The sequence below is a fragment of the Aurantivibrio infirmus genome (genome assembly GCF_054767315.1).
In genome coordinates this window covers 120,651-140,494 of the sequence record NZ_BAAFSK010000007.1, presented here as the reverse complement: position 1 = coordinate 140,494, position 19,844 = coordinate 120,651, and the positions used below count along the sequence as shown (strand labels likewise).

The 19,844-nt window shown below is 43.7% G+C and carries 20 protein-coding genes; 11 read left to right on the top strand and 9 right to left on the bottom strand.

Annotation, left to right across the window (positions count from 1 at the left end; all coding sequences use genetic code 11):
- Positions 1 to 18 precede the first annotated feature (18 nt).
- Together ACYUCY_RS15900 and mltF are read left to right on the top strand one after the other, a co-directional pair.
- Positions 19 to 264: a hypothetical protein gene (locus ACYUCY_RS15900; RefSeq protein WP_460227510.1), complete on the top strand. Its 246-nt coding sequence runs from the start codon at positions 19 to 21 to the stop codon at positions 262 to 264.
- A 347-nt stretch (positions 265 to 611) separates the two neighbouring features.
- Positions 612 to 2,141: a membrane-bound lytic murein transglycosylase MltF gene (gene mltF / locus ACYUCY_RS15895; RefSeq protein ID WP_460227509.1), complete on the top strand. Its 1,530-nt coding sequence runs from the start codon at positions 612 to 614 to the stop codon at positions 2,139 to 2,141.
- Between the two features lie 65 nt (positions 2,142 to 2,206).
- Here the strand turns inward: mltF and tadA are convergent, their stop codons facing one another.
- On the bottom strand, positions 2,207 to 2,728 hold the full coding sequence (gene tadA / locus ACYUCY_RS15890) for a tRNA adenosine(34) deaminase TadA (RefSeq protein WP_460227508.1): 522 nt from the start codon (positions 2,726 to 2,728) through the stop codon (positions 2,207 to 2,209).
- Between the two features lie 179 nt (positions 2,729 to 2,907).
- Here tadA and ACYUCY_RS15885 point away from each other — a divergent pair, with 179 nt between their 5' ends.
- The 5 genes from ACYUCY_RS15885 to mobA all read left to right on the top strand — a co-directional run bounded on the left by ACYUCY_RS15885 (position 2,908) and on the right by mobA (position 7,802).
- Positions 2,908 to 3,228, top strand: coding sequence for a 2Fe-2S iron-sulfur cluster-binding protein (locus ACYUCY_RS15885; RefSeq protein ID WP_460227507.1), 321 nt, complete (start codon positions 2,908 to 2,910; stop codon positions 3,226 to 3,228).
- 204 nt (positions 3,229 to 3,432) lie between these two features.
- On the top strand, positions 3,433 to 3,873 hold the full coding sequence (locus ACYUCY_RS15880; protein WP_460227506.1) for a DUF3237 domain-containing protein: 441 nt from the start codon (positions 3,433 to 3,435) through the stop codon (positions 3,871 to 3,873).
- A gap of 482 nt (positions 3,874 to 4,355) precedes the next feature.
- Complete coding sequence (locus ACYUCY_RS15875; RefSeq protein ID WP_460227505.1) at positions 4,356 to 5,792, top strand: aldehyde dehydrogenase family protein; 1,437 nt, start codon at positions 4,356 to 4,358, stop codon at positions 5,790 to 5,792.
- 337 nt (positions 5,793 to 6,129) lie between these two features.
- The gene (locus ACYUCY_RS15870) at positions 6,130 to 7,050 is read left to right on the top strand and encodes a hypothetical protein (RefSeq protein ID WP_460227504.1); all 921 of its coding nucleotides are present in this window, start codon (positions 6,130 to 6,132) and stop codon (positions 7,048 to 7,050) included.
- Positions 7,051 to 7,163: 113 nt separating this feature from the next.
- Positions 7,164 to 7,802, top strand: coding sequence for a molybdenum cofactor guanylyltransferase (gene mobA, locus ACYUCY_RS15865; protein WP_460227503.1), 639 nt, complete (start codon positions 7,164 to 7,166; stop codon positions 7,800 to 7,802).
- Between the two features lie 18 nt (positions 7,803 to 7,820).
- Here mobA and ACYUCY_RS15860 read toward each other — a convergent pair whose 3' ends face one another.
- From ACYUCY_RS15860 to rsmI, 4 genes are all read right to left on the bottom strand, one after another.
- A complete protein-coding gene (locus ACYUCY_RS15860) occupies positions 7,821 to 8,735 on the bottom strand; it encodes a hypothetical protein (protein WP_460227502.1) in 915 nt (304 codons plus the stop codon).
- A 36-nt stretch (positions 8,736 to 8,771) separates the two neighbouring features.
- Entirely contained in the window at positions 8,772 to 9,080 is a 309-nt protein-coding gene (locus ACYUCY_RS15855) for a hypothetical protein (RefSeq protein WP_460227501.1), read from the bottom strand.
- A 299-nt stretch (positions 9,081 to 9,379) separates the two neighbouring features.
- Complete coding sequence (locus tag ACYUCY_RS15850) at positions 9,380 to 10,180, bottom strand: SDR family NAD(P)-dependent oxidoreductase (RefSeq protein ID WP_460227500.1); 801 nt, start codon at positions 10,178 to 10,180, stop codon at positions 9,380 to 9,382.
- Positions 10,181 to 10,211: 31 nt separating this feature from the next.
- A complete protein-coding gene (gene rsmI / locus ACYUCY_RS15845) occupies positions 10,212 to 11,072 on the bottom strand; it encodes a 16S rRNA (cytidine(1402)-2'-O)-methyltransferase (RefSeq protein ID WP_460227499.1) in 861 nt (286 codons plus the stop codon).
- A 73-nt stretch (positions 11,073 to 11,145) separates the two neighbouring features.
- Between rsmI and ACYUCY_RS15840 the strand changes: the two genes are divergently transcribed.
- The 4 genes from ACYUCY_RS15840 (at position 11,146) to ACYUCY_RS15825 (ending at position 14,773) form a co-directional block, all read left to right on the top strand.
- On the top strand, positions 11,146 to 13,041 hold the full coding sequence (locus tag ACYUCY_RS15840) for a penicillin-binding protein activator (protein ID WP_460227498.1): 1,896 nt from the start codon (positions 11,146 to 11,148) through the stop codon (positions 13,039 to 13,041).
- Positions 13,031 to 13,453 (top strand): YraN family protein, encoded by a 423-nt coding sequence (locus tag ACYUCY_RS15835; RefSeq protein ID WP_460227497.1) that lies wholly within the window; start codon positions 13,031 to 13,033, stop codon positions 13,451 to 13,453. The genes ACYUCY_RS15840 and ACYUCY_RS15835 overlap by 11 nt, the downstream gene beginning before the upstream one ends.
- Before the next feature lie 154 nt (positions 13,454 to 13,607).
- The gene (locus ACYUCY_RS15830; RefSeq protein ID WP_460227496.1) at positions 13,608 to 14,201 is read left to right on the top strand and encodes an SIS domain-containing protein; all 594 of its coding nucleotides are present in this window, start codon (positions 13,608 to 13,610) and stop codon (positions 14,199 to 14,201) included.
- Complete coding sequence (locus tag ACYUCY_RS15825) at positions 14,198 to 14,773, top strand: BON domain-containing protein (RefSeq protein ID WP_460227495.1); 576 nt, start codon at positions 14,198 to 14,200, stop codon at positions 14,771 to 14,773. The genes ACYUCY_RS15830 and ACYUCY_RS15825 overlap by 4 nt, the downstream gene beginning before the upstream one ends.
- Before the next feature lie 64 nt (positions 14,774 to 14,837).
- Here the strand turns inward: ACYUCY_RS15825 and eda are convergent, their stop codons facing one another.
- The 4 genes from eda to zwf all read right to left on the bottom strand — a co-directional run bounded on the left by eda (position 14,838) and on the right by zwf (position 19,584).
- Complete coding sequence (gene eda / locus ACYUCY_RS15820; protein WP_460227494.1) at positions 14,838 to 15,461, bottom strand: bifunctional 4-hydroxy-2-oxoglutarate aldolase/2-dehydro-3-deoxy-phosphogluconate aldolase; 624 nt, start codon at positions 15,459 to 15,461, stop codon at positions 14,838 to 14,840.
- Positions 15,462 to 15,517: 56 nt separating this feature from the next.
- Positions 15,518 to 17,335: a phosphogluconate dehydratase gene (gene edd / locus ACYUCY_RS15815; protein ID WP_460227493.1), complete on the bottom strand. Its 1,818-nt coding sequence runs from the start codon at positions 17,333 to 17,335 to the stop codon at positions 15,518 to 15,520.
- A gap of 77 nt (positions 17,336 to 17,412) precedes the next feature.
- The gene (gene pgl, locus ACYUCY_RS15810) at positions 17,413 to 18,117 is read right to left on the bottom strand and encodes a 6-phosphogluconolactonase (protein ID WP_460227492.1); all 705 of its coding nucleotides are present in this window, start codon (positions 18,115 to 18,117) and stop codon (positions 17,413 to 17,415) included.
- Positions 18,118 to 18,129: 12 nt separating this feature from the next.
- On the bottom strand, positions 18,130 to 19,584 hold the full coding sequence (gene zwf, locus ACYUCY_RS15805) for a glucose-6-phosphate dehydrogenase (RefSeq protein WP_460227491.1): 1,455 nt from the start codon (positions 19,582 to 19,584) through the stop codon (positions 18,130 to 18,132).
- Between the last annotated feature and the right edge of the window lie 260 nt (positions 19,585 to 19,844).

The following is a 19,844-nucleotide window of genomic DNA, read 5'->3' as shown; positions in this document are numbered from 1 at the left end:
TTTACCTCAAGATTCGGGATGAGACTCAATAGCTGCCGACAGAAAACAACTGAAACTATCAGCAAGCCGTCAACGGACGCAATATCAATCGAGACAAAGAAATTGCCAGCAAGGGTGCTTCCGCAGGAGTCGGCATTGTACTGGATAGCAAGCTTGTTGCCAGTACAGGCTGAAGCATATTCCATGGTTTTATTGGAATTTTTTAGAACCACCCTCGGTGGTAGACAAGCTTATTGGGAACTTAATGTTTCAAGAAATGCCTGAAAGCGGCAATAAAAACCCTTATTTGCGGTATTTACGTACTATTTCATAGATAAATAACGAATATCGATGGATATAGTTTCCTTAATAGCTGAGCTCAGCTTATTGCACTAAGCCACTGAATTTACAGGTAAAAAATGTATAAAATACAGCCGAATTGCTCATGATTACTACAGTTAGGAAGTGAAAACAAGCTAGCCCATCAAACTATTAATCTTTAAAATTACGCAACTCAAAATGCGACGATCTCTTATGCAGCTTGATTCAATTTATATGATTGATGGCGTACTTGGCCAACTCAGAAAATTTGTCCACGAGCGAGAAAAATCCGCACTGGCAGGGAAGGCCAAATGAGGTATCCACAATTTTCATTTTTGACCACAGGTCGTATGAAGCTGTATAGCAATCGCTATCGCAACGCCCTGATCCTTAAGCGTTGCAAACTCGCCTTTTTCGCTTTTTTATTGCCCATTGCTTGTTTCTCTTTGGTTAGCAGCCGCCCTCCTACTCTGCTTGAAAAAATCCAAACACAAGGTTTCTTACCCGTCATTTCTCGCAATGGCCCGACGACTTACTACGAAGGTCCCCACGGTTTAACAGGGTTTGAATACAGCCTCGCTAAAGAATTTGCAAAAGAGCTCGGCGTTGACCTCGTGATTAACGAACAAAGCAATCTCGGTGTACTGATAGATTCCGTTGGCACGCCCGAAGGCCTGATCGCCACGTCCGGATTAACAATCACCGATATGCGCAAATCTAAAGTTCGATTTAGCCGCGGTTATCTTGATGTTACGCAGCAATTACTTTATCGCCATGGTAGCGAACAACCAAAATCAATCAACGACTTAGAAAGTGACGCAAACATTTTAGTGATTGCAAACAGCGCTCAATCTGAACGTTTACGTGAATTAAAAAACGAGTTTCCGAATCTGCGCTGGCGCGAACGCAACGATCTCGAAATGATTGATTTAATCGCAAAGGTTCACAGTGGCGAAATCGATTATGCAATCGTGAATTCAAACGCCTTCGAAATAAATAAAAGTACCTACCCCTACGCAAAAGTCGCCTTTGACGTATCTTCCGGCAGAGAGCTCGCTTGGGCATTTCCTAAGCAGTCAGATTCTAGCTTATATGATGCGGCGCAAGACTTTCTCACGCGAATGGAAGCAGACGGTGGTCTGCAAAAAATTCGTGATCGCTATTACGGCAATGTGGCGCAAGTTGATTTTGGTGGTGCATTATTATTCGCGGATAGGATTGAAAGCCGCTTACCCAAGTGGGAAGCTTTTTTACAAACCGCCGGTAAAGAAAACAATATCGATTGGCGCTTATTAGCGGCAATTAGTTACCAAGAGTCTCATTGGAATTGGAAAGCAAAATCAAAAACTGGCGTGCGTGGCTTGATGATGCTGACTCAGGCAACTGCGAAAGATTTAGGCATTAAAAACCGAATCGATCCAGAACAAAGTATTTCTGGCGGAGCTCGATATTTCAGAAGTATTTTTGATCGCATCCCCGATGGCGTTCAAGGCGCCGATAGGACGTGGATGGCGTTAGCCGCATACAATATCGGCATGGGACATTTGGAAGACGCTCGAATACTCACGGAAAAGCACGGTGGCGATCCGGATAAATGGATCGATGTGAAAAACCATTTACCCTTGTTAGCGCAACGTAAGTATTTTGAAAAAACCAAACACGGCTACGCTCGTGGCTGGGAACCCGTCGCTTACGTACAAAATATTCGTCAGTTTTATAATATTTTAAGCTGGCAGCACAGCACCAAAGAACGACGCTTCGCGTCCAATAATTCTGACGCCGAATTTAGAGCGGTTTCGTCTCCCGACAAAGAGAAAAAGAACAATTCGCTATCGCTCTAAGCCCTATTACTACAAACCCCATTACTACAAGCCCTATTCCCGCAAACCTTATCGGCAAAGTTAAATTAGGGTTTTGTTTTTTTCTTTTTATCCTGTCGTCGCCGACTAAAAAAATCTGACATTAATTGACCTGCCCGCTCGGCGCAAACGCCTACTTGATACGCCACACGATGATTAAACCATTCCGCGTCCAATAATTTAATTTGACTTACAACACACCCTGCTTTGGGTTCCGGTGTAGCGATGACCAAGCGCGCGATCCTGCTATGGATGATCGCACCAACGCACATTGAACAAGGTTCGACGGTCACATACATCGTGCAGTCGACCAAGCGGTAATTGCCGATTTTTTTTGCCGCATTTCGAATCGCAGATATTTCAGCGTGATGAGTAGGATCAACACAAGTAATTGGTTGATTCCAACCTTCACTCACTAGCTTGTTGTTAGCGTCAACAATCAAAGCGCCGACAGGAACCTCTCCTTGTCGTCCGGCTTTTTCGGCGAGTACCAAGGCTTTTTGCATCCAACTTACATCTCGCTCTCCTTGCTCGTTCGAGATGCAATCGTCTTTAGAATCCAAAGTCATTTGTAGTTCCATTTTCGTCTTTTGAATTTGCTAATCATTTCACAAACACCTATTATTGCGTGAATTTTTTTCAGCTTTATCATGAATTAATCTCAAGCGAAATTACCAATCTGGTTATCTTAACGGATTGTATTAAGCGCCGAATTTATAGAAAGCACAGTAGAAATTTAGAGGAGCTTATGCCACAAATTACTTACATTACTACCGATGGCGGACAGTATGACGTCGATGTACCCGAAGGCAATACCGTCATGGAAGGCGCTATCGATAATATGATAGACGGCATTTTGGCAGAATGCGGCGGATCCTGCACCTGCGCCACCTGCCATGTCTACGTTGATGATGCATGGGCAAACAAAGTGGGTGAACCTGGAGAGTTTGAAAAAGATTTACTGGAAATGGTTATCGATCCTTCTCCAAACAGCAGACTGTCTTGCCAAATAAAAGTGAGTAAAGAGCTTGATGGCCTTGTCGTAAAAATTCCTAAATCACAATTTTAAAGTTTGTCTATCTTACTGATTTTTTTTCGGGTAGCTAAATTTTAAAACACTCATTAAGAGAAACGGATAATAACAATGAATAAAAAATACCATTTACGCGCCCGATCAAACTCATCGAGAAAATGTTCCTTTTTATTGTTTGTTTGCTTAAGTAGTTTTTTATTCAGCTCACTTCTTTCCGCACAACCAGTATCGGACGCCTCCATGACAACGACCGAAGAAAATATCACTACTGAATTTGCTTTTGAGATCAAAGCTAAAATTGACGGGAGATTGATTAACGGTCCAGGTGTTGGTGGTACCCGCCAAGCAATTCCCATTACCGGCGGTACCGTGACAGGATCTAAGATCAACGGCACCGTTATTCCTGGCGGTGCAGATTATCAATTGATCCGCGACGACGGTGTTATCGAGATAAAAGCCATCTACATGGTAAAAACCGATGACGACGTAATCATTAATGTCGTCAATAGTGGCTTAGTCGGTTCCGCTACCAGCACTGGCAGGGTTGTGCGCGCAATACCTAAATTTACCGCGCCAACAGGCAAATATGACTGGCTCAACAAATCCTTGTTTGTCAGCTCTATTGCTGTCAATCCCAAAGAACCCGGTTTCGTGACCATTCGTGTTTATAAAATTTTGTAAGTCTATGCAGCGATGTTGACCGGGGCCTCTATACCCGAATTAACATTGCTGAGTGGAGATAAGTAATCCGAGAAAACACGCGCAATCAAGCTCATCCCACAATCTAGTTCGGTAAGTTAAGCTAAGCCAATTGACAAAACCCAGGCGCTACCGGTACCTTAGCCGGCTGAGATTTGTTGGGATTTTTGCTAAACCTGGAAGGCGCAACCAATCAGTCACGTTCATTTTTCACCTTTAAGGGCCTAATGTAACGAGTGATGACCTGAATAGTGTTACTTCTCAGTGCAACAATTACCATTCCTGAACTCAACACCTTATCGTAGCCTTTGAATTCAAGATTCCAAACCGAGTCATTTCAGGGACACCTATAAACCATTTTTGATGGCTGAGTGATATACGCGATCAATCGAAATTATCGACATCTTTTACTAAAGAATTAACTTATTTCTTTAATCTTTTCATACAACAATCTGGAGCACATCGTGAAACAAGCAACCCAGTTTTATATTAACGGCGAATGGGTCGACCCTATCGAGCCACGTCAAATTGAAGTCATCAATCCTGCCACTGAAGAAGCTGTTGCTGTCATTTCTATGGCCAGTGTGGCGGATGTTAACAATGCAGTAGCGGCGGCGAAGGCTGCCTTCCCAAGCTTTTCTCAAACGACTCGTGAAGAACGTTTAGCCTTGCTAACTAAGTTAGCGGAAGTTTATAAAGAGCGTTACAACGACATGGCGGAAGCCATCACCCTTGAAATGGGTGCACCCAATATGTTGTCACAAAAAGCGCAAGCAGCAACGGGCTTAGGTCATATCGCTACTGCTGCAGAAATCTTAAAGACCTATGAATTCGAAGAAGACCTAGGCACAACTCACGTCTTTAAAGAACCCATCGGTGTGTGTGGATTTATTACACCCTGGAATTGGCCGATCAACCAGATCATGTGTAAAGTCGCGCCAGCCCTTGCGACGGGTTGCACCATTGTTCTAAAACCCAGCCAAGTGGCACCTCTAGATGCCTATTTATTAGCAGAGATGATTGATGCTGCAGGTTATCCGCCAGGCGTTTTCAACTTGGTCAATGGTGCGGGTCCACAAGTGGGCGAATGGCTATCGACTCATGAAGACGTCGACATGGTCTCATTAACGGGCTCTACCTATGCGGGTACGCAGGTTGCGAAATATGCGGCTGATACAATCAAACGCGTTTCGCTTGAGCTTGGCGGTAAATCTGCAAACATCCTCTTAGACGATGCGGATTTGCAACGTGCGGTAAAAATCAGTGTGATGGGCTGCTTCGGCAACACAGGGCAATCCTGTAATGCACCAACTCGCTTATTAGTACCAGCAGACAAGCACGACGAAATTGTTGAATTGGCTAAAGCAGTGACTGAAAAAATTGTTGTCGGCGCGCCTGACGATCCTGCAACAACGATTGGACCTCAAGCGAACAAAAAGCAATGGACTACTGTGCAAAAACTTATTCAGCAAGCTATTGATGAAGGCAGTGAATGTGTCATTGGTGGTGTTGGAAAACCAGAAGGTCTTGATGTCGGCTTTTATAGCAAACCAACTATCTTTGCGAACGTAAAAAACAGTGACACAATCGCACAAGAAGAAGTATTTGGTCCCGTGTTATCAATCATCCCTTACAAAGATGAAGCAGACGCAATCGCGATCGCTAACGATAGCATTTATGGTTTATCTGGATATGTTCAATCTGGTGATCTAGATCGCGCCCGCCGGGTCGCTTCTAAAATGAGAACCGGTATGGTTCACATCAACGGTGCACCAACAGATATCAATGCGCCTTTCGGTGGTTACAAGCAATCAGGAAATGGTCGCGAATGGGGGGCTCATGGTTTTGACGAGTTCTTAGAAATCAAAGCCGTTATGGGGTACGACGTTAAACAGAAGTAATGTCATTTTTTTGGCTTTTGTTTACACAACAAAAAAACCGCAGCATAGTCTGCGGTTTTTTTGTCACCTAATTTTTATATATATTTTTTAATTTTATTATCAACGACAATCGCCGCCATTTGAAATTGAATATAAATTTTCGTATCTATAAACACGCCCTGTTATTATTACTTTCAGTCGCGAAATTTTTAACCCTCTCTCCTCAGCGTTATTAAAAAAACTTTTTTGTTAATTCTTTCACAAATTCTCGTTTTTTCTTGCCTCTCCGTCTATACCTTTAGATAAGACTAAATTATTAGCTTCTTATCACCTTATTTGCTAGAGCTATGGAAGGGCGATGACTGTATTAACGAGTAAATCTATTCGTCCAAGGGCTTTCTCTTACCTTATTGCCCTTGTGTTGTCTATCGCCTCAATGTCTACCATTGCAGACGGCTGTAAAAAAGAAATAAAACGTAAAAACATTATCGGTAATGCATTATTCACCACCCTGTTTCGGTCTATCAATGGCAAATTAAATAGTTGGGAAGATCTGCGAGAGAGCTTAACTTATGGTGCCGGAGCAGGTTATCTTTTTTACAAATCGCGAGAAATGATTGGTAACGGTGATGAAAGCCGAGGCCTGGCAACGGCTTATCTAGCTTCCAGTGTCACCGAGAACGTAACCTTAGGTCATCACCCTTTATCTCATCTTCGTTACGGCGTAGGCCCAATGGAAGTAAGATGGGCAACACCTTTCGCCCCCTACTCCGAAAATAAATTTAATTTTTCGATCAATGCTTTCGATGCTTTTGGTGCTCTCTCAGCGGCGGTGAGTGGAAAAGCGAAAGATTTTAAACTGAAAAATGGCATCCTAACGGCAACCGATAACAGTTTGGTTGGAGATGGCTTCCATGCCTTAGCGCGAGAAAAAACCGTTATTACTCGTCAGGGTAATCAAAGCGACCAAGGCTTATGGCATCACGAATTAATCCATACCACACAGTACATTCAGTTTAGTAGTTTCGGCTCAACCAACCTAAACATCTTGGGCTTAAATGATTCACTTTTACCGAATGACTTGCTTTCCAACAGCAGTAATACGATGAGTGTGCGAATTGAATGGTTTAATGCTTTGATCAACGCGATTGATCAAAATAGAGATTACGAAGATCGCTGGATGGAAATCGAAGCCGCAAAATTCGGCCAGGACTCGTCACCGCTTCATGACGACGATGGATCGTGTAGCGCGCAATTAAGTTTTCAATTCCAACTCTAATTTTATAAAACCACTCCCTCACAGGTACCCCCTCAGCAACACCAGCCTTGTTGCGATAAACCGTCATAGTCGCTAGCATTAGCGCTAAATTAATTTGAACTGGAAGTATCACAGTGAGCGACTCAATAGTTGGTGTAGTGATAGCAGGCGGTAAAGGCCTACGTATGGGTGGCTGCGAAAAAACCCTACTGAAAATAAATGACAAAGCCATCTTAAGCTACATCGCCGATACGGCATCTCCACAACTAGATAAATTTTTATTAAACAGTAATAGTGATCCCGACATTTTTTCAGACTTTCAGATCGATATTATTAGAGATAAACCCAATATCGCCGCGACCCCGCTCTTAGGAATTTATTCAACGCTGGACTGGCTAAATCAAAACAATATCACTTACGATTGGCTAATGAGCTTCCCGGGCGACTGCCCTTTTTTCCCAGAGGATATCGTCGCTCGTTTACGGGCGCAGTTACACGTCGAACCAAAGGCAGAAATCTGCAGCGTACTTCACAACCAACAAATCCAACCCTTATTTTCGTTGTGGTCACCAAGTATCGTCAAACCACTAAAAAAATATATTGAAGCAGGTAGCTACAGCATCCAAGGATTTATAAAATCCCGCCCACACTCAACGTTAAAATTAAGTGATAGCGAATTTAATGGGGGTAGTTCTGGTATTCAGAAAAAAAACTGGGAAAATTATTTTATTAACATCAATACTATTGAGGAATTGAAAAATGCGCAGAGCTAAAGTCTGCACCGTTTGCTATTAATTATTCAACATTGCATTCACACAGGCTCGCTCATTTTTACAAATATTGTTCGCATGCATTCGCCGCACAGGCTCTGGAACACTGTTATCGAATTCATTCCAGCCTTTTTCACGGCGCAAAGCAGCGAACTCTTCATAAAGTTTGCGCCCACGTCGTTTCGCCTGGTCAAGAAGCTCACTATTTTTTTCAATATTATATTTTTGAATCGTCCTAGCGATCTCCATTCCAGCATCACTTTCACCACGAGCGATCCGCACGTGGGCGTAAGCCAACCCTTCGATAAGCTCCTCGCGCAGCGTTTCATCATCACCAAGGAGCTTTGCTTCTTGAGCGTTTCTTAAATGCTGCGACCCCAATTGAAAAAGCTCAGGTATCGAACCAGCAACAACCGCCTGCCGACGTAAAAAATATACCGACGTATCAGAGTTAGAATTAATGCGTGCTTTTTTTATTAAAATATCTAAGGCCTTCAAGTCCCCTTGCTGGCCCATGTTAGCAAGTGTTTTGATATCATAAGCCTCGTAATCTGAAGCCAAAGGATCAGCCACTTCGACGAACTGCCCAGTTCTCTCTCGCCAATTTGAAACTAAGGCTGATTCCTCTGCTGTAAAAACACTGACACCACTACCACCACGGCGCACAATGTCATCTCGCATCGCCACCATTGCTGTCCACTGCTCAAAAACCCTATCCTCTTTTGAGTCAGACAAGTCATTTGAAGTTACATTCCGTTCTTCTCTCTGAATAGGAATATCTTGAAGCTGATCGTACTCACCAATTTCAACGGGTATAGCTAAGTCCTCATCACTGGCCGATACTCGAGCAGGGTACTCAATGGGGAATAAAAGAAACTTTGTCGATATCCCTACAATAGCCAGCATTACAATAAAAGACAGTGTTTTAAATTTCACAAATACACTCTCCGGGTTACGTGAAGTCTATTAGACTTAAACATTAGTTGGCGCTCTACAAGCCGCTTCCTCTAACTCATCGTCTTCAGGGTCGAATCCGTATTGCTCCAATATATTTTGATACAGGCTCTTACCTGGGTCGCCCATTATACTCAAAGTTACCTGTTGGCCCGAATTAAACGGGGCTAAAGCTGTGAGCGATATAACAAAACCAGCTGCCCTTTCATAACTCACTCTTCCACCAAACTGCTCTTGCGTAGCTTTCGCGATATCGCGATAAGCGGCCTGCGATCCTAAGCCATCGCTGGGGCCACACACCTCCCAAAAAACTAAGGTGAGTCGCAATAATGAGTTTAGCCAAACCTGATACGGGATCAGAACACGGTCCCAGCTCGCTATCAATGAGATCTACGTCCGCAAAAATATTCTTTTGATCTAAACTTTCTGTAATTCGAAAAACACTTGCTGTTCCGTGAACCTCGTTATTTCATTGAAACTTAAAAGGTCAGGATTATCTATTTTCTCCCCACAAAGCTTTGTCAACGTCAAGGATGATTCATGGGCAGGAAATTTTATTTTTTATTATCTCATCAAATTTTTATTGTTTTATAAACTGAAAAACCTTCAATTTATATATTTAAATTTTAACTTTTTTCATAAAACATTGAGGTCCTACCGCCATCCACAACCAAGTCATGTGAATTTACAAAACGCCCTTCGTCACTCGCGAGGTACAAGGCGCCATAGGCAATATCATTCGCCACTCCAGAACTAGGAAGTGGTGTGGCTTTGGCTAGATTCGACTCTAACTTTGCCATTTTTTCTGCGTTCTCTTTTTCACTTAAGGTATTCGCGCGTGCTGATCCGCCCCAAAAAATTGGCGTTGCGATAGCACCAGGAGAAATACAATTAACACGAATATTAAATTGGCCCAACTCGACACCAGCTAGTTTCGTGTAATGCGTAACACCCGCTTTCGCAGCCGAATAAATAGTCCCACCTTGGCCATAGCGAATTGCCGCTACACTTGCATTATTGATAATCGAACCGCCGCCATTATTTTTCAAATGCGGAATAGCGTGTTTCATGCCCAGCACAACACTGCCTAACAGTAATTGCATGCCGTATGTAAAATCGTCTTGAGTAACGGTGTCTAAACCGCCTTGAGTTGAACCACCTGCATTGTTAAACAAAATATCGAGTTTACCGAAATGCGAAACGGCAAAATCAATAACAGCCTTGATATCATCTTCAATCATGACATCAGCTCTTTTATAAACGACGTTATTGCCTAGTTGTTTTGCCAGCGCCTCTCCTTTTTCAACTGAACGTCCCGCAATAACCACCTTGCAGCCCTCTTTAGCAAATACCTCGGCAGTTGCTGCGCCAATACCACTGGTTCCACCGGTTATCACGGCTACTTTATTTTCTAAACGTAAAGTCATTGTTATCCTCTCTTTTACATTAAAAGTTCAGCTAGTCTTTATTATCAACACCCCATTGATAAAGGATTTTTTTATTAACGCCGGTTATTTCGGCAACAAGATTGGACGCTTGTTTAAGTGATAATTCTTTCAACAAAATTCTCATCATTCGTTCAATTTCAAGATCGATAACTTGCCTAACCGGGACATCGTATCCGTGCAGTAACAATACAATTTCGCCCTTGCATTGATTTGCATCGTTTTTAATAAATTCTAGAATCGAGCTTACGCTCCCTGCCTTAATGGTTTCGAAGGTCTTAGTGATTTCTCGGGCCATCACCAACTCTCTATCACCGCCAATTTCAGTCTGTAGATCTTCTAAGAACGCGATCAGCCGATGTGGAGCTTCATAAAATAATAAAGTGCGAGGTTCTTTTTTTAGTTCAGCAAAACGTTTACGCCGCTGCGTTGATTTAGCCGGGAGAAACCCTTCGAAAATAAACTTGTCTGAGGGTAGACCGGCTGCAGAAAGCGCAGCAACCATAGCGCTAGCACCAGGGATCGGTACGACGCGAATGTTGGCCTGGTGTGCAGCACGAACCAAACGATAGCCTGGATCAGACACTAAAGGCGTACCAGCGTCAGAAATTAACGCAATATTTTGCCCTGCGATGAGCTTGGCAATGAGCGATTCTGTGATTTGGGTTTCATTGTGATCATGGTAAGCGAGCATAGGCGTGGAAATGTGAAAAGCCTCCAGCAATGGCTTACTATGGCGCGTATCCTCAGCAGCGATCAGGTCTACCTGTTGTAGAGTTTCTACTGCTCGGGGTACCATATCGCCCCGATTACCAATAGGCGTCGCAACCACGTAAAGTACCGCGTTATGCCCTGTAACACCTTGATTTTTCATCAATATTTGCCAACGTTTTAACGTTTGGTGAAATGCCTAAACAGCATTGAATTGTTTGTACGAGAATTGCCGTATGTTGAGTATTTTTAGCGCCGATTACTGTCGATTAATTTGTTTTACACCTTATATGAGACTTATCGGCAGTATTGTTTTACTCAGCTTATTTTTATCTGCTTGTGAGACCTCGACTCAAGGTAGCGATGGCGATCAGCCCGTCGTAGACCGCGCTACTACCGAAAAAGTACGTGAACTCCTGTCACAGGCCCAGAGTAGTGATTCTCCCGAACGCGATGCCTTCTATCTCGAAGCGGCGCAAATTTTGGCAAGTTTGAACGAAGATGACTGGGCCAGAAACCTACTTGCATCAATCGATGCTGGAATTTTATTCAATGACGATTTTGTCGCCTATACCTTGCTATTCAGTCGATTAGCGCTCGACGATAACGCGTATTTCTTAGCGCAGCGCATTCTAACCAACCCGCGGATAGAACAACAGTGGGATGTTCTCCCAGTCGAGTTTGGGCAGATACTAAGACAAAGGCGTGCGGAGTTATTCGCGGTTTTAGGTGAATCAACTAATAGTGTCAGCGAACGTATTTCGTTAAATTCTCTTTTATTCAGTGATGAAGAACGGGCCGCAAACCAAGACGCCATATGGCAAAGCTTAAAGTCTATTCCTGACACAGAATTAAGGCGTCTCAGCGACGAGGAAACCGACCTTATCCTAAAAGGTTGGTATAGTCTGGCCGCCGCGAGCAAAAATGATGAAGCGGATATCGAACAACAACAAGCCAATATTGATCGCTGGACTTCAGAATGGCCGACTCATCCAGCCGCATTACACCTACCGAGTGATTTACAACTACTGAGACAGTTGGTAGCGGAACAACCAAGACAAGTTGCTTTGCTACTTCCCCTAAGTGGCGGTTTGGAACGATCAGGCAAGGCAGTACGTGATGGCTTTTTCGCAGCCTACTACCAAGCCAAGAAGCGCGGCAGCCAAACCCCCGAGATTCGTGTCTTCGATACTTATCAGCAAGACGTCAACACCATTTATGATTTAGCTGTCGCCGATGGCGCGGACATGGTAGTCGGTCCTTTGGTACCTAGCGCTGTTGATGAGCTGAGTTTCCGTCCTGATTTACCGGTGACGACACTCGCATTAAATTACACTGATCAACAATTTGGCTATCCGGAAAATTTATTCCAATACACCTTAGCTTTTGAAGACGAAGCTCGACAAGTTGCTGAACGGGCTTGGATTGAAGGCCATCGCTACGCAATGGTACTGATTCCGCAAACAGAAGTTGGCGAAAAACATGCGCTCGCCTTTGCGAAAAAATGGCAGGAACTGGGTGGCGTCATCGTTGCGCAAAGTTATTTTGCCGACCAAACCGATTATCCCGACGTTATTAAGGGCTCTTTACTCGTTGATGACAGCGAAGACCGCGCGCAACAACTGTCGCGCTTGTTTGGCACCCAAGTAGAATTTGAAGCCCGCCGCCGCCAGGATGTGGATTTTGTCTTTATGTATGCAGAACCAAAAGATGCAATTCAATTAAAACCGATGATGAATTTACAAAATGCCGGCGACATTCCTATTTATTCCACCAGTAAAATTTATTCTGGCGAAACCAACAGTCGAACAAATCGCGACTTAAACGGCATTCGTTTTAATACCATACCCTGGGTGTTTGATAACCAAAGCCCAGAAAAGACCGCCATCGCAAAATACGCCAACCCCAATGCAGACTACGGTAAATTGTACGCCCTGGGTGTCGACGCTTATCGACTTTACCCTCGTTTAAAACAATTAGAGCAAGTAGAAGGAACTCGTTTTTACGGCAGCACCGGCGCCCTGCGTCTTGCCCTCGACAGAAAAATTGCCAGGGAACAAATATGGGCGCAAATTGTTGACGGCGTAGCAATCCCATTGCCTTCGGTCGTTTCCGAAGTTTATGTGGAATAAAATTTTTGGCATAGCAACTGCGAATAAAAAAAATGGCGCCGCGATAGATCTCAATATTGGCGACAAAGGTGAGTTAGCAGCGCAAGCGTTTTTAGTTCGTCAAGGCCTAACATTACTGGAAAAAAATTACCGTTGTAAACGGGGCGAACTCGACTTGATCATGCAAGACCAAGAACATTGTGTATTTGTCGAAGTCCGCCTTAGAAAAAACTCCGCCTTTGGCAGCCCAGCGGAAACCGTTACTTACTCTAAACAACAAAAACTTATCGCTGCTGCACAACATTATCTGGCTGCGAAAGAATTGTCAGAAAAAGTCGTGTGTCGATTTGATGTTGTGAGTATTATTGGGGACTTGAATCGAAATAAAAATGAGTTAACTATTGATTGGCTCAGAAATGCATTTTCGGCATAGGCATGTCTTTAATTCGCGGTTCAATTAACTAAACGGCAACGCCAAACTGTATAACGTAAATTGTTCCGCATAGAATCCTTAAATAAAACTTACCAGCGCGAATTATTCTCCTAATTTCTCTCTTTGAAATTATTAACTTGATGTACTGATTATTATGCAACAAAGAATTATCGATACCATTCACCAAAGTATTGAAACCAAAATGCAGGCGGGGGAAGTACTTACTCCGCTTATAGCCGATGCAAGTCAGCTTATGGTGAATCGCTTGCTCGAGGGGAAAAAAATTCTCGTAGCTGGTAACGGCACCTCCGCCGCTCTAGGCCAAGTATTCGTTTCTAACTTGATGAATCGCTTAAGCCACGAACGTCCCAGCCTACCAGCGCTTAACATTGCCGCTGACGGAGCCTGCTTAACCGCTATTTCTGCCGATACGACATTTAATGATGTTTTTGCCAAACAGATCCGCGCGCTCGGCCAAGCCGGTGATTTATTATTGCTGCTCTCAAGTGATGGCAATGGCAATAACTTGGTACAAGCCGTGTCGGCGGCTCACGATCGAGAAATGACGGTAATTGCTTTAACCAGCACCCAGGTTGGTGAATTTTCTCGCCTACTGGATATCAACGATATGGAACTTCGCGTACCATCGCCATCTAATATCCATACGCACGAAGTTCATTTATTAACTATTTTTTGTCTTTGCGATTTAATCGATTTTCAGCTTTTTGGAGCACAGGAAACACTATGAAAAAAATTATCGCTTTATTGTCAGTGGCAACTATCTGCTTGCTCGCTAACGGATGTGCAAAAGTCGTTGGCGTCACTACCAGTGAACCGATCGATCTAGACCCAAATCGACGCACCTTTGGTACCGTAATAGATGACTCTCAATTGGAAACCATTGCGGCGGTCAATATTGACAAAACTCACCCCGACTTAAAATCTGCGCCGATCAGCGTGACGAGCTACAACCGGGTGATTTTATTAACTGGGCAGGTTAGAAATAACGAACTTCGAGACATGGCTTCGAAGGCTGTTTCAAACATGGAACAAGTGCGCCAAGTTCACAACGAACTCAGTATTCAAGCACCCATTTCATTTTTGGGTGACACCAACGATGCGTGGCTGACCACGAAGATCAAATCAAAATTCGCGTTTAACAAAGAAGTCCGCGCGAACCGAATGAAGGTCGTCACTGAGAACGGTGTTGTTTACTTGATGGGTTTAGTTCCGCGTTCAGAAGCTGAAAAAGCATCAGACATTGCAAGACGCACTTCTGGTGTGCAAAAAGTCGTTCTCGCAGTTGAATATACAGATTAATAAAACTTGCCACGAGATCTTTGGAAAAATGCCCGCCTCTTTATGAAGCTGGCATTTTTACTGTTTAAAGATAACCAGTGCACTTTTTTGCTAAAGCTTCAATATCATCCCAACGGGAAGCACGAATAAGATCTCCCGGTACCATCCAAGACCCGCCCACGCAAATTACATTTGGCAAATCAAGGTAAGACTGCAGGTTATGCAGGTTCACGCCACCGGTAGGACAAAACTTTACCCCCGCAAACGGTGACGCTAAAGATTTTAACAGCGGTATGCCACCGACAGCTTCCGCTGGAAACAATTTAAAATGCCGCAAACCTTTTTCCAAACCCTGTAAAATTTCCGAAGGCGTCGCAACGCCCGGTAAAAAATCGATATTATTAATTTTTGCACTATCTATTAATAAATCTGTCATTCCGGGACTTACTGCAAATCGAGCACCTGCTTTTGCGACAGCTTCCATATCTAAGGGGTTTACTATCGTTCCCGCTGCTACTGTAAAAGTCGGCAATGCTTCTACTACCGCCTGAATTGCGTCAACCGCAGCAGGTGTTCTTAAGGTAATTTCAACGCCTAGCAAACCGCCGGATTGCAGCGCTTGAGAAACCTTTATGGCTTCTTCCGCAGAATTTACTGTTAACACGGGTAAAATTCTCAAGCGCGTGAGCAAATCAGTGAAACTGTCCAATTGTCGCTTCCTCGATGATACTTATTTATGGGTATATGTGATTTGAAAATAATTACTTATCGCAATACGCTAGCGCCATCTTTTGCGTTGCCAACAAGTTCGCGAAAGCCCGCGAATAAATTCCTGCCTAAGGTGTCGTTACGTTGACGATACTCTGCACATTCTCTGGTTTGCCAAACTTGCGAATCAACTTCAACATTCAACATGCCTTTATCCGCGTCAAGCACGACTAGATCACCGTTTTTTAATTTAGCTATCGGGCCTCGATCTAAAGCCTCCGGCGATAAATGAATTGCCGACGGTACTTTCCCAGAAGCGCCTGACATTCTGCCGTCAGTTATTAAGGCAATTTTAAATCCGCGATCTTGTAACACGCCCAAATACGGCGTTAGCTGATGCAACTCAGGCATACCATTAGCCATCGGGCCTTGAAAACGTACCACAGCCACAAAGTCTTTATCCAATTTACCTTTTTCGAAATCAGCTTTAAGTTCTTCTTGGCTGTGAAAAATAATACAAGGCGCTGCTATTTTTCTGTGTTCTGGCTTGACGGCAGATATCTTAATCACGCTTTCACCCAAGTTGCCGCGCAACAGTCGTATACCACCTTCTTTATCAAAAGGATTTGTCGCACTTCTTAAAATGTCAGGGGATCCCGATTCATCAACTTTTTTTATGCGATTTACTATTGCATTACTAGCATCAGCTAGCTCTGGCTTAAATTCGCAATGCTCTAAGCCTTCCCCCATTAAACTTGTCACGTTTTCATTTAACAAACCGGCACTTCGTAATTCACGCATTAGAAATGCCATGCCACCGGCTTTCTGAAAATCATTTACGTCACCGTTCCCATTGGGATACACACGAACCAATAAAGGTGTAGATTTCGACAAGGTATCGAAATCCTGCCAAGTGATCTTTATTCCAGCCGCGCTGGCAATAGCAATTAAATGCAAGGTGTGATTTGTAGAACCTCCAGTCGCGAGCAAACCAACCAATGCATTGACGATGGATTCTTCAGTTATCACTTTAGTTAGCGGTGCAAAATTTTGGGAGGTGTCTGCCGCTTTTATTACTCGTTGCACAGTTTCTTTTGTCAGGGGATCTCGCAGGGGGTCATCTGGGTTGATAAACGAAGCGCCGGGAAGTTGCACGCCTAACATTTCGACGATAACTTGATTACTGTTTGCAGTACCATAAAAAGTACAGGTGCCAGGGGAATGGTAAGACGCCGATTCGGCTGCTAGCAATTGATCTTTATCTGCTTTACCTTCGGCGTATTTTTGTCTAACACTGGCTTTCTCTTGATTTGAAATTCCCGAAGGCATCGGCCCCGCCGCAATAAAACCCGCAGGCAAATGACCAAATTCCAAAGCGCCGATGAGCATACCTGGAACAATTTTATCGCACACCCCTAAACATAAAATCCCGTCGAATAAGTTATGACTCAAACTCATCGCCGTTGCCATCGCAATTAAATCACGACTAAATAAACTCATTTCCATGCCCGCTTGGCCTTGTGTCACACCATCACACATTGCCGGAACGCCACCAGCTATTTGCGCGGTGGAGCCCATTTCACGAGCGAAGCTTTTAATAAGCTCGGGATAACGACCAAAAGGTTGATGAGCTGACAACATATCGTTATAGGCCGTTATAATTCCCAAGTTTGCACTTTGCATTAAGCGAATACTTTGCTTATCGCTTTCACCGCAGGCGGCGAAACCGTGAGCCAAGTTTCCGCAAGATAAACGCTGCTTTGGTGGCGACTCGTTTCGAGTCCGTTGCATTCTCGCTAAATAACGTTGGCGAGTTGGCTGACTTCGACGACGAATTTTTTCAGTCACTGCTTCCACAGTGGAATTAAGGCCCATTACTCATCCCTCTCGAAAGAATTTAAAATTTTGATCAATGCGAAATTGCATTCAATATAAATACCCGAATCAACATATTAGTTAAGCTCGTCGGCGTAATAAATGAAGACGTTTTTTGAACCATGTAAAAATGCCCTGATAGGCAGCTCTTCAATTGGACCTAGCTTAATCGCGCTTTGCAGAACTGCCCACTTTTCTGAGCCAACAATATGCAGAAAAATTTTATTTGCCGCTGACAAGTAAGATAGCGTCAAGGTCATACGATCATGTGGCGCGCTTGGCGGTGTAATTGCACAACAATACATTTGATTGCCAAGATCTAATGCGTTTTTTAAGTTTGAGGCTGCGGGAAAAAAGGAAGCCGTGTGGCCATCGTTTCCCATGCCTAACACCACAACATCTAAAGGAAAGGGCAGCTTCTTTAACAGCTGGTCGATTTCTTTCTCCGCTTGGAACGGTGTTGCAGAATTTGTTTTCAACGGCAGGAATTTTGCTTTCTTTGCCAAATTTTGAATAAGAAATTCTTTGATCAGTACAGCATTCGAATCAGGGTGCGGTTCGTCAACCCAACGTTCATCAACCAAGGTGACGGTAATTTTATCCCAGGGCAACTCTTGCTTCGATAAACTACGCAGCAAAGCTTTTGGAGTTGAGCCTCCAGACAAAGCAAGCGTCGCTTCACCTTTGTTTTCTACTGCTTGCTTAAGTTGCGCCGCTATTTTTACTGCTAAAGAATCAGCAAGTTTATTGTTACTTTTGAATTCAACAATATCCCAAGTCATTTACAAGTAAACTCACTCATTCCAATTGCGACCATCTTTTGCGACTAAGGCAATACTCGCGGAAGGCCCCCAACTACCGGCGGTATAGGGTACGACCTTGGTGCTGTTTTTTTGCCAGCCATCAATAATCCCGTCTACCCACTCCCAGGCGGCCTCGACTTGATCAGCTCGCATAAACAAGGTTGAGTTTGAACGTATCACGTCATAGAGCAGACGTTCGTAAGCATCGGGGACTCGTCGATTCACAAAAGCCTCTGACAATGCAACATCTAACACGACCGGACGCAAGGGCATCGTATCGTCAAGACCGGGTACCTTATTCAGCAAATGTAAACGTATTCCTTCTTCTGGCTGCAAACGTATCACTAACTGATTGGGCATTCCGCCCGTCATTTTTTCACCAAAAATTGAGTGGGGAACTTCATTGAATTGAATAACGATTTCGGAGAAACGTTTTGGCATGCGTTTTCCGGTACGCAAATAAAACGGTACCCCCGCCCAGCGCCAATTGTTTATCTCTGCCTTTAACGCAACAAATGTTTCAGTATTTGTTTCTGCCTTTGCGCCTTCTTCATCACAATAACCTACCACCGGCTCTCCATTAACTGCGCCGGAAGTGTATAGGCCACGTACGGAGTTTTCATTTACTTCGCTATCGACCATCGGTTTTAAACTTTTTAATACCTTCAATTTTTCTTCGTGCACTGCGGTGGGATCTAATTTTGCAGGAGGTTCCATCGCGACCAAACACAACAATTGTAATAAATGGTTCTGTACCATATCCCGTAAAGCACCGGCTTCGTCATAAAACTCCCAACGCCCTTCCACACCGACGGTTTCTGCGACGGTAATTTGTACATGATCGATGTAATTGGTATTCCAAAGCGGTTCGAATAAGGCATTGGCAAAACGCATTGCTAACAAATTTTGGACAGTTTCTTTACCAAGATAATGATCGATTCGATAGACTTGCTCTTCATTAAATATTGAAGTGAGGCTGTTATTGATTTCGAGAAAGCTTTGACGGTTATCACCAAGCGGCTTTTCAACCACGATACGAGTATTGCTTCGCACCAAGCCAACTGCTTTAAGTGCTTCGCAAATTGGAGCAAAAATCGAAGGCGGGGTCGCCAGATAAACAATTAGATCTTTAGCGTCATCGTTAAATAGATTACGTTTTAACGCTTCGTACTGATCGGCGCAGGTAGCATCAACTGAAAAGTAATGAAGCCGGTCTGAAAAGCGCTGCCAAGTCTCTTCTTTTAACAACTCTGCGCCAACGCTGGGTGACAGGCGACGTTTTACTTTATCGCAAAACAACTCCCTATTCAGTTCAGTCCGAGCAATACCGACTATTTGGCATTCATTGTGCAAAGTATCCGCTAAATCCAAATGATAAAGTGCGGGATAAAGTTTCCGGTAGGCTAGATCCCCCTCGCCACCAATGATTAAAATGTCACACTTCATACTTTGCTCCGCAACTGTGCGCCTTATGCCCCAATCTTGTTCCGCGAAGTATCGCGGTTTAGCATGCTTACTGTCAAAGCTTGCAAGCGATTTGCTTTGTTTTTTGACATACCGAGATAAAACTTAATCAAAACAAGTTACTATGCCCATTTTATGTCTACAAATATTCGCTTTTTTGCTTATCATTTCCTACGGAATCAACCTTGAATTGAACAATCATGACGAAAGTAAGTAACGCGAAGCAATTATCATGCAAGTGT

Bases quoted from the DNA above. Each gene is read 5' to 3' on its own strand.
- edd (WP_460227493.1), bottom strand. From the start codon at position 17,335: ATGGGCCTTAATTCCACTGTGGAAGCAGTGACTGAAAAAATTCGTCGT.
- ACYUCY_RS15850 (WP_460227500.1), bottom strand. From the start codon at position 10,180: ATGACTTTACGTTTAGAAAATAAAGTAGCCGTGATAACCGGTGGAACC.
- ACYUCY_RS15880 (WP_460227506.1), top strand. From the start codon at position 3,433: ATGACAACGACCGAAGAAAATATCACTACTGAATTTGCTTTTGAGATC.
- ACYUCY_RS15830 (WP_460227496.1), top strand. From the start codon at position 13,608: ATGCAACAAAGAATTATCGATACCATTCACCAAAGTATTGAAACCAAA.
- ACYUCY_RS15885 (WP_460227507.1), top strand. From the start codon at position 2,908: ATGCCACAAATTACTTACATTACTACCGATGGCGGACAGTATGACGTC.
- pgl (WP_460227492.1), bottom strand. From the start codon at position 18,117: ATGACTTGGGATATTGTTGAATTCAAAAGTAACAATAAACTTGCTGAT.
- zwf (WP_460227491.1), bottom strand. From the start codon at position 19,584: ATGAAGTGTGACATTTTAATCATTGGTGGCGAGGGGGATCTAGCCTAC.
- ACYUCY_RS15825 (WP_460227495.1), top strand. From the start codon at position 14,198: ATGAAAAAAATTATCGCTTTATTGTCAGTGGCAACTATCTGCTTGCTC.
- ACYUCY_RS15900 (WP_460227510.1), top strand. From the start codon at position 19: ATGAGACTCAATAGCTGCCGACAGAAAACAACTGAAACTATCAGCAAG.
- ACYUCY_RS15840 (WP_460227498.1), top strand. From the start codon at position 11,146: ATGTTGAGTATTTTTAGCGCCGATTACTGTCGATTAATTTGTTTTACA.
- ACYUCY_RS15870 (WP_460227504.1), top strand. From the start codon at position 6,130: ATGACTGTATTAACGAGTAAATCTATTCGTCCAAGGGCTTTCTCTTAC.
- ACYUCY_RS15835 (WP_460227497.1), top strand. From the start codon at position 13,031: ATGTGGAATAAAATTTTTGGCATAGCAACTGCGAATAAAAAAAATGGC.
- mltF (WP_460227509.1), top strand. From the start codon at position 612: ATGAGGTATCCACAATTTTCATTTTTGACCACAGGTCGTATGAAGCTG.
- rsmI (WP_460227499.1), bottom strand. From the start codon at position 11,072: ATGAAAAATCAAGGTGTTACAGGGCATAACGCGGTACTTTACGTGGTT.
- tadA (WP_460227508.1), bottom strand. From the start codon at position 2,728: ATGACTTTGGATTCTAAAGACGATTGCATCTCGAACGAGCAAGGAGAG.